This is a genomic window from Pseudomonas sp., from assembly GCF_049653025.1.
Taxonomy (GTDB): Bacteria; Pseudomonadota; Gammaproteobacteria; order Pseudomonadales; family Pseudomonadaceae; genus Aquipseudomonas.
The window spans coordinates 316,206-329,093 of the sequence record NZ_JBASFM010000006.1 but is presented as its reverse complement, the minus strand read 5'-3'; the positions used below and the strand labels follow the sequence as shown (position 1 = coordinate 329,093).

Below are 12,888 nucleotides of genomic sequence, written 5' to 3'. Positions count from 1 at the left end.
TCGGTCGCCCTTTTTTGTGCCTGGAATTCGCTAACGTGTTGTTTTATAGGCTGTTCAAAACTCATCAGGCATGCTAAAAACGTACTATCTAGTGATCTAGCCGCTTGAAAACGAAGGGAAAACCATGACCAAGTCGGAGTTGATCGAGCGCATTGTTACTCATCAGGGCCAGCTTTCGTCCAAGGATGTCGAGCTGGCCATCAAGACTATGCTTGAGCAGATGTCGCAGGCACTGTCGACCGGTGATCGCATCGAGATCCGTGGCTTTGGCAGCTTCTCGCTGCACTATCGTGCCCCGCGCGTGGGGCGTAACCCGAAAACCGGTGACTCGGTCAGGTTGGATGGCAAGTTTGTGCCGCATTTCAAACCGGGCAAGGAGTTGCGGGATAGGGTGAATGAAGATGAATAACTTGACATTTTTAGGCCCGTAACTGCTTTGGTTGATTTCGTTATTTAGGCGTTTAATCTCAGACGTTGTTTGATCTGAGTGCTTGTCATGCCAGAATGCCGCTTTGCGTTGATTGCTTCTCTTGAGGTCTATGGACTAACCCATGTTATACCCTAAAGTGTGCCCGTGACGCTTCGAGTGGCGTAAGGGATTCTTGCCATCAGTTGTTCATGATATCGATGGCGGTCTGTTGACTGATCGTCGTCTTTTCCAAGGTGCGGGAAACTCCAGTTTTTGTTACTTGGGCTCTGATCGGCTCGTTATCGATGTATTCGTACACTGATCGATCATGTTGGTGTATTCCCTGTTTTTGGCCGCTGGTTTACAGAGGGGCTGTGCAGGGCGTCCTTGGGTAGGTCTTTCAGGTTGTGCTGGGCGATGTGTTTAAGCTTGCCCGCTTGGATACTGATCTGCATTGTCCGCAGCCGTGCCATGCGAGTTGGAAGAGATCATCTGACACAAAAATCTATAGCTTTGTTTCAGGCACTGCCGCATTTGGCCGGGAAAACATTCTGGAGCCAGTACTAACGAGCCAGTCTACTTCGTTGAGTGGGGGGGCGGTAATTCAGGGGGGCAATAAGTAATCCCTGAAGCTAGCTCGGCCAAATTTCCTGATTTTTGCTCTAGCTGAAACAGACTTTCCTGTGATCGCCATCGACGATGATTGCATACGTTCCAGTGGTCGAGTCGTTAACTACTTGAAAGCCGTGCTCGGAGATAAACCTTATAATTTTCTATTGGCCTATAGATGTTGGACTCGTGGTTTGGAATTGATGTGGTGGCTTCAGGTTGGCTCAAGGTTTAATTATTTAGAAATATTCAGGTTGGAGCTTTCTTAGATGTTGGGTATCAAGCAGGTTACTGTTTTTAGCTTTAATAAGCGAAGGGGGCTTGGTTGTTCTATTGGGATTTGGCTATGCCATCCTGTCACTGGTCTTTCGTTATGGTGTCATCGGCTTTTTTATTCGTAGTATTAAAGTCGCTTGGCAGTAAAATTGTCCGGTAGCTATTTCTTGGGTCGGGGATTGGCACCTTTTATTTTTTTAAAAATAGGTAATTTATATATATGCCTCTGTTAGTGAATTTTATTCTTCCTGTGCGTAGCGTTTTTTTCTTGTGGCTGATTGCGTTTTTTTATGCATTAGTTGTTGGTCTGGTGCTTCAGAAACTTATATTGCCGATGATGCCGAGCATGCATGCTGGGCATGGTCTGATGCGTGATGACGCTATATTTTTTCACGGCGTTGCTGTCGCCATGGCTGAACAAATTCAGATGCATGGATGGAGTGAGTGGCGACTTATCCCGTCAGCTTCCGCTACTGGGCATGTTGGAATATTAGCAGCAGTTTATGCTCTCTTAGGTCCTGAACCCGCCTGGTTTCTACCCATAAACGCCGGATTTCATGCGCTGGGAGCTGTTTTATTAGTGCTGATTGCCCTACAGATCGAGCCTTCAAGGAACGGTTTTCGGGGAGGGCTGGTTGCTGCATTTTGCTTTCTTGTGTTTCCTTCCGCGTTAGTGTGGTTTGGGCAAAATCATAAAGATGCCTTTGTTATAACGGGTTTTCTGTTGTGTCTTTTGGCTTTTCTGCGCTCACTTGAGTTGCGAGAATGGCGGGGTATTTTTGCAAACTCCTTAATGTTCGCTGCAGGCATAGGCTTGGTTTCCATCATGCGCGCGCATTTGGTAATGGTCTATCTTGCTGCATTTTTCGGTGCGTTTGGGCTTGCGTGTATAGCTTGGTCGTTAAAAGGAGATAAGAAAGCAGGGTTGCCTCGGTTAGGAAACCTTCTTTTGTTAGTGTTGATTGGTGCTCTTACACTACCGTCAGTGCCTTCAAAGAATGAGTTTGCTGAGGGTGGAGGTAGTATTTTGGGAAGCTGGAATTGGAAGGCTTCCAGTTATTTGCCACAAAAAATAGATCAATTGTTTGAGAAAGTGTCATCGGTTCGTACACACTTTGTTAACTATGGTTTGTCGGTCGAGGCAGGCTCTATTATTGATTCATCAAGTACCCCGCAAAGTGCAAGCGAGATGATCGCTTATTTGCCTCGCGCGGCCCAGATTGGTTTGCTGGCTCCGTTTCCGAGTTTCTGGATGGAGCGCCTGTCTCTGCCGAGGGTGATTGGAGCTTTTGAAACGTTAGTTTTCTATTTGTTCATTCCTGGTGCCTTATATTTGCTTTTTCGGCGCTTCAGCCTCCCATCATTATTGTGTGTTGCTGTGGCCGGTTCTGTGCTGATCGTGCATTCCTATGTCAGTCCGAACCTTGGCACTTTGCACCGAGTGCGATATGGACAATGGCTTCCGCTTTTGATGGTCGGTGCTTGCGGCTGGATGTTGTTGCTGGAGAGACTTGCCGAAAAGTTCGGGCGTGGTGGGGGGGGGGGGGCTGCTACTGGCCACCAGGCTGCGTTAATCAGTGGGACGCGTGCTGCCGGTGCTGGGCTTATGGTGATGCTTGTTTCTCTATTGGGCTTTCTAGGGTTGTTGATCAGGGACTTGATGCTGATTGACAAGGTTGGGTTCGGTGCCGGGCTTGATAGTTACTATTTGGCAATGATGCCGCCTATGTTCTTTATTGCGTTGCTGGCAGCTCCTCTGGGTGATGCATTATCGACACGAATTGCTCAGCTTTCCGAGCGAATGCATATCCAGAAACTGCTTGGAGCTGTTTCTGCGTTCACATTGCTGTTGTTTGGAATTGTGAGCGTATTATTGCTGTTGTTTGCTGATAGTATTTTTTCAGCGTTCGTTTCCGATGGGCAATTTTCTCATGCGGTACAGTTATTTCCGATCGCATTGCTGCTGTTGGTTTTATCTGGCGTTATTGTTGCGGGTAACAGTTTAATCAATTCCTATGGTCGACCAATGCTGGCGGCAGGAGCTCAGTTGGTCGCTCCTGCAGTAGTGGTAGGTTCGATCCTGTTGGCAGGCGACAGCGATGTGTTAGTTGTTGCAATGGTTGGTATGGCACTGGGGCAGTTGGGTAACCTGCTGCTACTTTCGATTTTTTTATACCGCTATCGTTTTAATGTGCTACCAAGTTCATTGCAGCCGCTTCGCGCCGAAGGCGAAATGTTGCAAAACTTCAAGTGGTTGTCGCTCTGTGCCTTGTTAACGGGGCTTGCGGTGCCAGTGAACTACTGGTTTGCCGGTGGCATTGGTGTTGGTGCGGTTTCTACGTGGGCGCTTGGCAGTAAGCTGGTGCAGGTTTCATCATTGATGGGTGCGGCGATCTTGGCCGCGGTATTTGTACCTTACATGAGTCGAGTGGTAGCGCTTGGGGGGGGGGCTAGAATAAGAGGTGATTTGTTCACATCGCTAATTGTAGGAGCTTGGGGTTGCACCCTTGTGATTGCTGCGGTTTTTGTATTTGCGGAGCCAATTATATTTTCCGCAATGAGCAGCCTGGAGGATGAGGCTGCAGCTTTGCGTCTTGTGGAGATTATAAAGTTGGGGGCTTTGCAGTTACCCTTTGTTCTTACCTCTCTTATTTTATTCAAGCTCTGTGCAGTCTCGGCAGTATCGACTAAGGCGGTTGTTTCTGCGTTTTTTGGGCTGCTAGTTAATATCTTGCTGAGTTTTATTTTCGTTCCCCTATTTGGTTTGGCGGGGCTTGCGCTCGCTTGGACTCTGGCTAGTCTTGCAGCTTCCTTGGCTGCCATAATGATGACGCGGAGACAGTCGCACCTTGCCGGGCGGGACATAATTGTGATTCTTGCCACTTGGTGCTTTTTGGGAGGGGTTGCTGCGTCCATTCATTTGAAAAGTTTTATGGCTGTTTTTCTGGTTTTTATTTTTGGAGTGGTGATGATAATGGTGCAGTTAAGGATTTTTTCTCGATTGAGGGCTGAGTTCGTCTGACGAGGAGTGGGGTGGGCTTTGTTGTATTGTCTATGGAAAGATCTTATGGTTTTTAATCAAATTCTAAGCTCGTGATTTATCAGTTGGGAATCTTGTCAGTGCTGTGCTGTTAGTTTGCCTTTTTTATTAATTATTATGTAGCTATTCATGCTCTTGATATTTATAGGTGGTCTGGTTGCTGCTGGGGCATTTTAGTAAAACTAGCTAGTCGAAAATCCGCTATATATTTTTAATCTTCTTGCTGTTTAAGTATTTTTTGCTAGCCTTTCTTGCTTCGCTATAGACTTGGTTTTTATGTATTTACTTCTGCTCGGTGGCACGTGAGCATTGGTAAGTGCGCCGCGCGACTCTCCGGCTATTGGATTGGCGACTGCGGGATTGTCCTTTTGCTAAGGAAAGCTTTGCTTATGACATCAACGAACGTTGCTGGTACAGTGCGCGGCGTTCGGACTGACTCGTCAGGAGATTGAAAATTAACGTTCCCTTTATCGACCTCAAGCGCTTGGAGTTCGGCTTCCATGCCGTGCTGATGGAAAAACTCCATGACATGACTCTCAATGCCCAGTTCATTGGCGGCTCTGAAGTCACTACTCTTGAAGCGCGCCTGCAGGAAGTGCTGCACGTGAGGCATGCTGTCACCTGTGCCAACGGCACCGATGCTTTGCAACTAGCCTTGCGCGCTGCAGGGGTGCGCGAGGGGGATGTGGTTTTGGTGCCGAACGTCACCTTCTGGGCGACCTTTGAGGCAGTGGTGAACGTGGGGGCAAAACCGGTCACCGTCGACGCTAACCTTGCCGATGGTGGGGTCTGTTTCGAAGCCTTCGAACAAGCCATTCGCGAAGCTAAACCCAAGGTTGCGCTGATTGCACATCTCTATGGCTGGGGCAGCGCGCGCTTGCTTGATCTGCGCGAACTATGCCGTAAGCATGGCGTAATCCTGATCGAAGATGGTGCTCAGGCCTTTGGCGTGCGTTACCAAGGAGAGGCCATCTACAAAGGTGCGCATATTTCCACCACCTCCTTCTACCCAGCGAAGGTGCTGGGTGCCGCAGGTGACGGTGGTGCGGTATTCACCGACGACGCCGAGCTGGCCGACAAGGTGCGTCGCCTCGGCAATCATGGCCGCACTGCCCACTATGGCTACGGCGACGTGGGTTGGAACTCGCGCCTGGATTCGCTGCAGGCGGCGTTCCTCAATCTGTCTCTGGATTACATCGACGCCCGCATAGCATCGCGCCGCGAGGCGGTCGCCTACTATCAGAAGGCTCTGCCGGCCACCGGAATCCAGCTGATGAGTGCCCCGGCCGGATACGAAGAAAACGGCTACTGCAATGTCTGCCTGGTACCTGAGTCTGAGGTGAAGGCCGGGCTCGAAACGCGTCTCAAGGCCGAAGGCATTGGCTTCGGCAACATCTATCCCAGTGTCATGTCCAGCCAGCCAGGTGCTGCCGCGTACCTGAAAGGTCATTTCGGCGGTCAGGTCGGCGAGCAGTTGTGTGCCTCAGTGCTCAACCTGCCGCTGTTCCCGTATATGACCGAGGCTGAATTGCAGCGTGTGGTCGATGTGGTCGGTACCATGCTTGGAGGCGAGAATGCCCGCTAATGGTATTTATATTCACCCGACTGCCAATGTATCTGACAAAGCCAGCATCGGTGCCGGCACCAAGGTCTGGATCAATGTGCAGATTCGCGAAAACGTTCTGATCGGCGAGGGTTGCATTCTTTCCAAGGATGTCTATGTCGACCACGCCGTGAAGATCGGCAACCGCTGCAAGATCCAGAACAGCGTCTCGGTCTACAACGGTGTGGAAATCGGCGATGACGTCTTTGTCGGCCCCAATGCCTGTTTTACCAACGACAAGGTGCCGCGGGCGTTCAATACTGAGTGGAAGGTCACCCCGACGCGCATCGACAACGGCGTGAGCATCGGTGCCAACGCCACCATCGTCTGCGGCATCACCATCGGCGAATTTGCCATGGTCGCTGCAGGCAGTGTGGTGACCAAGGATGTTCCGCCCTACACCCTGGTTATGGGCAACCCCGCGCGCGCGGTGGCCCGTATCGACCAGGAAGGCAACCGCGTTTCTGGAGACGTTTGACGATATGCAAGATGAAGTGCTCAAGGTAGGTCTGATCGGCCTCGGCAATATGGGGCGCAATCACCTGCGCGTACTGTCTATGCTCAAGGGCTTTGAGCTGGCGTTTGTGGCCGATGCCAATGCCGAGGTTGCTGCACGTGCCGGTGAAACGCATGGCGTCCCAGGTGTGGTCGACCCTACGCCGTTGCTAGCCGGAGTTGATGCCGTGGTGATCTGCACGCCGACCGTGACCCACGCGGACTATATTCGCCTAGCGGCTGCCCACGTGAAGAATATCTTCGTTGAGAAGCCGTTGGCTGCCACTTTGGAAGAGGCTCGCGACATTGCTGCCTTCGCTAAGAAGGAGGGCCTTAATATTCAGGTTGGCTTCATCGAACGCTTCAACCCGGCCGTGCAGGCACTCAAGATGGTCTTGGACAAGACCGAACGGGTAATCAGCCTCGATTTCACTCGTACCAACAAGGTGAGCTCGCGCATTACCGATGTGGACGTGGTCACCGACTTGATGATCCACGACATCGATCTGGCGCTCTACCTGAACGGCCCAGCCCAGTCAGTGGCAGCCCATGGCTTCGCCCACGGAAGCATGATTGATTTCGCCTCTGCGTTGATCACCCATGAAAACGGCCAGTTCTCGCGTATTCAGGCCAGTCGCGTGACTGACAAGAAGATCCGCCAGATCGAAGGCACCTGCGTCGACATGTTCGTCGATTGCGACTTGTTGCGTAAGGAAATCCTGATCAACCGCCAGTCCGAGACTCGCGACAGTGGCAGCCTACCCTATGCGGTTTCCGCCATACAGGAAACTGTCGCCGTACCGCCTCAGGAGGCCCTGCTTACCGAGCTGCAGGCATTCATGGCCAGCTGTCGCCAGCCTGGCGTAGGGCTGGGCCCAGGGGTCGACGCCGGCGTTGATGCAATGAAGATCTGTGCACAAATCCAGGCGGCGGTGCAGGCATGACGATTCGAGAAGGTTTTGCAGGGAAAGGCATTCTGGTCACCGGCGGTGCCGGTTTCATCGGCAGCCATCTGGTGGATCGCCTGCTGGCCGAAGGTGCTGCGCATGTGGTTGTGATCGACAACCTCTTCGTTGGCTCTGAAGACAACCTCGCCCAGGCCCTGGCCAGCGGCAAAGCGACCTTCTATCGTGACGATGCCGAGCTGAACACCAGCCTGGAATACATCTTCGCCAACCATTCCATCGATCTGGTGTTCAACTGCGCGACCAAAGCGCTGAACTACTCCTTCCTCAATCCGGCCAACGCGTTCGATACCAACGTCAAGGTGGTACTGAACCTGCTCGAATTGCAGCGTCGCGGCCTGTTCAAGACCCTGTGCCACTTCTCCACCTCCGAGGTTTACGGCTCGGCGGTGTACGAGCCGATGGACGAGGCGCACCCGCGCAACCCCACCACAACCTACGCCGCAGGCAAGGCCGCGGCGGACATGGCGGTGGAAAGCTACGTGCGGATGTTCGGTGTGGATGCCTACATCGTCCGGCCCTTCAACAATTACGGGCCGCGCCAGAACCATAAGGGTATGTTGGCAGGAGTCATTCCAATCACCGCCGTGCGTCTGCTCACCGGCGGCAGCCCGGAAATCCATGGCGAAGGCACACAGAGCCGTGACTTCATCTACGTGCACGACACCGTGGATGCGGTGGTCAAGCTGCACGCGGTGTTGCCCTCGGGTGACACGGTGAACATCTCCACCGACAACCAGATATCGATAAACGAGCTGATTCCGCGCATCTGCGCCTACTACGGCTATACCGGCGATATTCTACGCAAGCCCGCGCGCCACTCCGACGTGCTGTCGCATAATGCCAGCAACGAGAAGGTGAAAGGGTTGATCCAGTACTCGCTGACGCCATTCGACAAGGGACTGGCGGATACCCTGGCCTGGTACACCGGCCAGATCGGAGAACATGCATGAGCCAGATTCGCTTGATGAGGCCTTACATCAGCTTCGATGAGGTTGAGGCCGAAATGCGCGAGATATTTGACTCGGGCATGTTCACTCGTGGTCAGCATGTAGACTCTTTTCGCAAGGAAATCTGCGCTTACACAGGGGCGAAGTACACTCACTTGGCGACTTCGGCTACCACTGCCCTGAGCGTTTGTCTGAAGTTGATCGGTGTGGCACCAGGCGATGAAGTCATTGTCTCGGACTTCTCCTTTCCGGCCACGGCCAACGTTGTAGAAGATCTGGGGGCGCGCCCGGTTTTCGTCGATGTGTCGCTCGACACCTACAACATGCTGCCCAATGCGTTGCGCGCTCGTATCAGTCCAAAAACCAAAGCAGTGATAGCAGTCGATGCATTTGGTAACCCAAGCGGAATGCATGAAATCGCCGCAATCTGCCAAGAGTACGGTGTGCCTCTCATTGAGGACGCTGCTTGCGCCATCGGTAGCAGTGAAAACGGCGCCAGAGTGGGGAATATCGCTGATCTGACCTGCTTCAGCTTCCATCCGCGCAAGCTGCTAACTACTGGCGAGGGCGGTGCGATCACCACCAACAGTGACGCGTGGTCTGTCTGGTTCGACGTAAAGCTCAACCACGGAGCGAGCGGAATGCTGGGCTACGGTCTGGATTTCATCGAGCAGGGCTACAATTACCGTCTTTCCGAACCCCAGGCGCTGATGGGGCGGGTGCAGTTGCGCAAGCTGGATGCGATTGTCGCTGAACGCAACGAGGTGCGTGCCGCCTATGTGAGCCTCCTAGAAGGCGCGGGTTTCGTACCGCAGTACCGCGACGCCAATGTCGTACACAACGTGCAATCTTTGGTATTCCGCGTACCTGCAGGTATGAGCCGTGATGAGCTGATCCACGGTTTGCGTGAAGATGGTATCGAAACCACCATCGGAACCTATTGCTTGAGCGGCACCACCTACTACCGCCAGCGTTACGCTGACGTGCAGCCCAACGCTGCACGTTTGCAAGAAGAGACCATCACTTTGCCGTGTTACGAGGGGGTCGATGTGGAGCGCGTTTGCACGGCGATCTTGCGCCGGAGCATTGCCGAGTGATTGACGCTGTAGTGTTCATGGGTAGTAAGGCGGCGGGGTTGTTGTTGTGCGAAACCGTCTGTCAGCTGTTTCCCGGCAACCTTGCTGCGATCATTTGTCCTGATGACTCTCAGGACGCGCGTTCCGTGCTGCCGGGGTTTCGTTCGCTGGCTGAACGTCATGGTGTGCCGCTCAAGGTGGTTGCAACGCGAGCCGACACATTACGCTGGCTAGATTATTACCAGGCACGGCTAGCGTTTGTGCATGGTTGGTACCAGATCATTCCGGTGGATGGACCTTGCGATTTCTACGGCTTTCACTATTCATCCCTTCCCCAATATCGCGGTAACGCGCCTCTGGTGTGGCAGATCATCAATGGTGAGCCCGCTATCGGAGTGAGCTTTTTCCGCTTCAGTGAGAGAATGGATGAGGGGTTGCTGGTGGGGCAGGCGAGTGTCGCGCTGGATTCTGACGAGACCATTGGCGATGCCTTGGAAAAGGCAAACGCGCTGATGCTTGAGCTGGCAGCCAGATACATGCCGGAAGTTGTAGGTGGGGTCGTGAAACTCTATCCGCAGCCCAATGAGGATGCCTCCTATTGCGGCCTCAGACGCCCGGAAGATGGCCTTATCGACTGGCGTGCCTCAGCTGAACGAGTGCATGACTTTATACGCGCCCAGACGCATCCCTATCCTGGCGCATACACCCAGGTAGAGGGTGGCGGAGTGCTTCGTGTATGGCGCTGTGCACTTGAACCCAGGCGTTTCTATGGGGTTCCCGGTAGCGTGGTTGAGGTTTCTGCCGAGTGGGTGGTAGTGGCCTGCGGAGAAGGCGCTGTGCGGCTGCTCATTATTGCGTTGGACGGTGCGGCAGAAGTTTCGGCGCCACAGGTACTCAGGTCATTGAAAACGAGGCTCATATGACGGCCGCCCGCACCAGGATATTCTCCACGATTTCGCGTATCGATATGAATGATCCAAGCTCCTGGGAAGATAAGGTGTTTCTTACCTTCGATATCGACTGGGCGCATGATGAAGTGCTAGCTGACTGCATTGATTTGGTAGAGCAGGCAGATGTTCCCGCAACATGGTTTGTCACCCACGAGACACCACTACTAGCACGGCTGCGGGCCAATCCTAAGTTCGAGTTGGGTATACACCCTAATTTCAACTTTCTCTTCAGCCTGCAAACTCAGGCGGGGGCTTCCGCGGAAGAGGTGCTAGAGCGAACGATGGCGCTGGTGCCCGAGGCAACAGCCGTGCGCAGCCATCACATGACGCAGAGTTCAACCTTGTTGAATCTCTTCCGCAGTAAGGGTCTGACCCACGACTGCAATCACTTCATCCCGACGACTGCAGGAATTACTCTAAAGCCTTGGCTGCTATGGAACGGCATGCAGCGGATTCCCTACTCGTGGGAAGACGACATCATGTGCATTTACGGTCAGCAGCAGAGTTTGCCGAGTATTGGTGATTTGCTGGGCCAGGATGGTCTGATGGTTTTCGATTTTCACCCTATCCACGTCTATCTAAACACCGAAAATCTGCAGCGCTACGAACGCACACGCCCTCTGCATTATCAACCAAATAAACTACTGCAAGAGCGGTTTACTGGCTCTGGTGCCCGTCAGTGGCTTCTTGACCTTCTGGAATCCCTTCATTGAACACTGTTGCTTCTGTCGTCGACTGCGTGATTGTACGCGAAGGCGATCCAGCCGCTGCTGGCTGGGATGACTTCATTGAGAGCTCCAACGATGGCACGCTTTTTCATCAGTTGCGTTTTCTGCGTTATCACGGAAACCGCTTTTTAGGCTTCGAGCACTTCCTTTCTGTTCAGCGAAAGCAAAAGCGAATTGGAGTTTGGCCGTTAGCCCTCATAGAGCGCGACGGCGTACTCTGCGCACTATCGCCTTACGGTGCCAGCTACGGCGGTCCTGCGCTACGGGAGGCGCTGGGTTTGTCCGCTTGTAGAGATGTAATAAACGCCGCTGTTGCGTATGTTGCAAATGCGGGTGCCAAGGAGTTTCGTGTGACTCTGCCGCTGCGTGCGTGCAGCCGCGTTTACACTGAGACATTTCGTTTCGCGCTCATGGAGGCGGGATTTACTTGCGTAAATAGGGATATTTCCAGTGTCATTCCACTCGATCCGAGCCTCACTGAGTTCGCTCAAGTAGTATCTAACCGGTCTGAGTGGGAGCGGCGTGCACGCAAGGCAAGTAAGTCAGGGGTTGTAGTACGTAGGAGGGCGCCTATCGAGCACTTTTGGCAAGTGCTGGCAGCAACTTTTACCAAGCATGGTATGAAGCCGACACATACGTTTGACGAGCTGCAATGGCTCGCGAGCGAGTTGCCTGAGAGTATTTTCTTTTCCTGTGCTTACCTAGATGAAAAGCCTGTTTCCGGTGTCTGTTACTTCGTACAAAACCGCCGCGTGGTCGGGACATTTTACCTTTGCCAAGATCCGGAATATCAGGCGACCCAGGCGCAATCAGCATTGTTGCTCGATGGTTTTAAACATGCACAGGAGATGGGTTATATCTGGATGGATCTAGGGACCTCCTCGGTGCAAATGAAAGCGTACGACTCCATTTTTCGGTTCAAAGAAACACTGGGGGCTGTAGGGCAGTTCAGAGAGACATATGCGCTGAGGCTTGAATAGTGATCACTTTGCTGACGACGCTGGAACCTACCGCTGAACTTTTCAAAGTGGTCGATAATACTGGGTTGATATCCCGCGTCTTTCGATCTCGCGATGAGTTGGATCAAGTCAATGACGCTATTATGTTGCTGATCAATTGGCCGTATATTCTGCATCCGGATTTTATTGCTCGGCAGCGCGTCGTTCTTAATGTACATAACTCTTTGCTACCTCGATATAGAGGAAGGCATGCGTTTACATGGGCCATTCTGAATGGCGAGCGCGAGTTGGGATTTTCTCTGCACAGAGTAGTGGCTGCAGTAGATGCTGGTGAGGTTTTTGCTCAAACTGCCTTTCCCTTGGCGGTGGAGGAAGACGTTAATGGTGCTTTCCGCCGAGGGGAGGAAATACTCAATAGTTGGCTCCCCGGCACGCTGCTTGATTGGGCCGAAGGCCGTTTGGTTGCACATCCTCAAGACGAGACACATGCCAGTTCATTCCGTCGTAGGCATGCTGAAGATAACTGGCTGATGTCGTTTGATCGTGCCGAGCAGGTTCGGGACCTTATTCGTGCGGTCGCACCGCCTTACACATCAGGAGCAATGAGCCGTACTACACAAGGGGAGATACTGCATTTCGCCTCGTCGCAGGTAGTCGACTCAGTGGCGCGTGGTGAGCCGGGGCGTATTGTGGCGATTGACAAGTTAGGCATCAGCGTTGCCTGTGCTGACGGGATCGTTCGGTTAGTACCCGTTGAGAGAGAGTTGTTAGACAGGCTATGCACGGGGGATACCTTAGTGGCGGAAGTTCTTTGAGTTTTTTTTTGCA

The 12,888-nt window shown here is 52.8% G+C and carries 11 protein-coding genes; all 11 read left to right on the top strand.

All coding sequences use genetic code 11. From position 1 onward, the window contains the following. Positions 1-124: 124 nt before the first annotated feature. The 11 genes from ihfB (at position 125) to WBK23_RS04535 (ending at position 12,875) form a co-directional block, all read left to right on the top strand. Entirely contained in the window at positions 125-409 is a 285-nt protein-coding gene (ihfB, locus tag WBK23_RS04585; RefSeq protein WP_090387490.1) for an integration host factor subunit beta, read from the top strand. A 1,105-nt stretch (positions 410-1,514) separates the two neighbouring features. Then, positions 1,515-4,316, top strand: a complete 2,802-nt coding sequence (locus tag WBK23_RS04580; protein ID WP_424482791.1) for a lipid II flippase MurJ — start codon at positions 1,515-1,517, stop codon at positions 4,314-4,316. A gap of 502 nt (positions 4,317-4,818) precedes the next feature. After that, on the top strand, positions 4,819-5,919 hold the full coding sequence (locus WBK23_RS04575; protein WP_424482790.1) for a DegT/DnrJ/EryC1/StrS family aminotransferase: 1,101 nt from the start codon (positions 4,819-4,821) through the stop codon (positions 5,917-5,919). Beyond that, entirely contained in the window at positions 5,909-6,415 is a 507-nt protein-coding gene (locus WBK23_RS04570) for an acyltransferase (protein WP_424482789.1), read from the top strand. The genes WBK23_RS04575 and WBK23_RS04570 overlap by 11 nt, the downstream gene beginning before the upstream one ends. 4 nt (positions 6,416-6,419) lie before the next feature. Then, complete coding sequence (locus WBK23_RS04565) at positions 6,420-7,376, top strand: Gfo/Idh/MocA family protein (RefSeq protein WP_424482788.1); 957 nt, start codon at positions 6,420-6,422, stop codon at positions 7,374-7,376. Further along, on the top strand, positions 7,373-8,350 hold the full coding sequence (locus tag WBK23_RS04560) for an NAD-dependent epimerase/dehydratase family protein (RefSeq protein WP_424482787.1): 978 nt from the start codon (positions 7,373-7,375) through the stop codon (positions 8,348-8,350). The genes WBK23_RS04565 and WBK23_RS04560 overlap by 4 nt, the downstream gene beginning before the upstream one ends. After that, on the top strand, positions 8,347-9,444 hold the full coding sequence (locus tag WBK23_RS04555) for a DegT/DnrJ/EryC1/StrS family aminotransferase (RefSeq protein ID WP_424482786.1): 1,098 nt from the start codon (positions 8,347-8,349) through the stop codon (positions 9,442-9,444). The genes WBK23_RS04560 and WBK23_RS04555 overlap by 4 nt, the downstream gene beginning before the upstream one ends. Beyond that, a complete protein-coding gene (locus tag WBK23_RS04550; protein WP_424482785.1) occupies positions 9,408-10,346 on the top strand; it encodes a methionyl-tRNA formyltransferase in 939 nt (312 codons plus the stop codon). The genes WBK23_RS04555 and WBK23_RS04550 overlap by 37 nt, the downstream gene beginning before the upstream one ends. Then, positions 10,343-11,086, top strand: coding sequence for a hypothetical protein (locus tag WBK23_RS04545; protein WP_424482784.1), 744 nt, complete (start codon positions 10,343-10,345; stop codon positions 11,084-11,086). The genes WBK23_RS04550 and WBK23_RS04545 overlap by 4 nt, the downstream gene beginning before the upstream one ends. Beyond that, positions 11,083-12,081, top strand: a complete 999-nt coding sequence (locus WBK23_RS04540) for a GNAT family N-acetyltransferase (RefSeq protein ID WP_424482783.1) — start codon at positions 11,083-11,085, stop codon at positions 12,079-12,081. Before WBK23_RS04545 ends, WBK23_RS04540 begins: the two co-directional genes overlap by 4 nt. After that, positions 12,081-12,875: a methionyl-tRNA formyltransferase gene (locus tag WBK23_RS04535; protein WP_424482782.1), complete on the top strand. Its 795-nt coding sequence runs from the start codon at positions 12,081-12,083 to the stop codon at positions 12,873-12,875. Before WBK23_RS04540 ends, WBK23_RS04535 begins: the two co-directional genes overlap by 1 nt. Positions 12,876-12,888 lie beyond the last annotated feature (13 nt).

Coding starts and splice junctions, on each gene's coding strand:
- ihfB (WP_090387490.1), top strand. CDS start 125: ATGACCAAGTCGGAGTTGATCGAGCGCATTGTTACTCATCAGGGCCAG.
- WBK23_RS04580 (WP_424482791.1), top strand. CDS start 1,515: ATGCCTCTGTTAGTGAATTTTATTCTTCCTGTGCGTAGCGTTTTTTTC.
- WBK23_RS04570 (WP_424482789.1), top strand. CDS start 5,909: ATGCCCGCTAATGGTATTTATATTCACCCGACTGCCAATGTATCTGAC.
- WBK23_RS04565 (WP_424482788.1), top strand. CDS start 6,420: ATGCAAGATGAAGTGCTCAAGGTAGGTCTGATCGGCCTCGGCAATATG.
- WBK23_RS04560 (WP_424482787.1), top strand. CDS start 7,373: ATGACGATTCGAGAAGGTTTTGCAGGGAAAGGCATTCTGGTCACCGGC.
- WBK23_RS04555 (WP_424482786.1), top strand. CDS start 8,347: ATGAGCCAGATTCGCTTGATGAGGCCTTACATCAGCTTCGATGAGGTT.
- WBK23_RS04545 (WP_424482784.1), top strand. CDS start 10,343: ATGACGGCCGCCCGCACCAGGATATTCTCCACGATTTCGCGTATCGAT.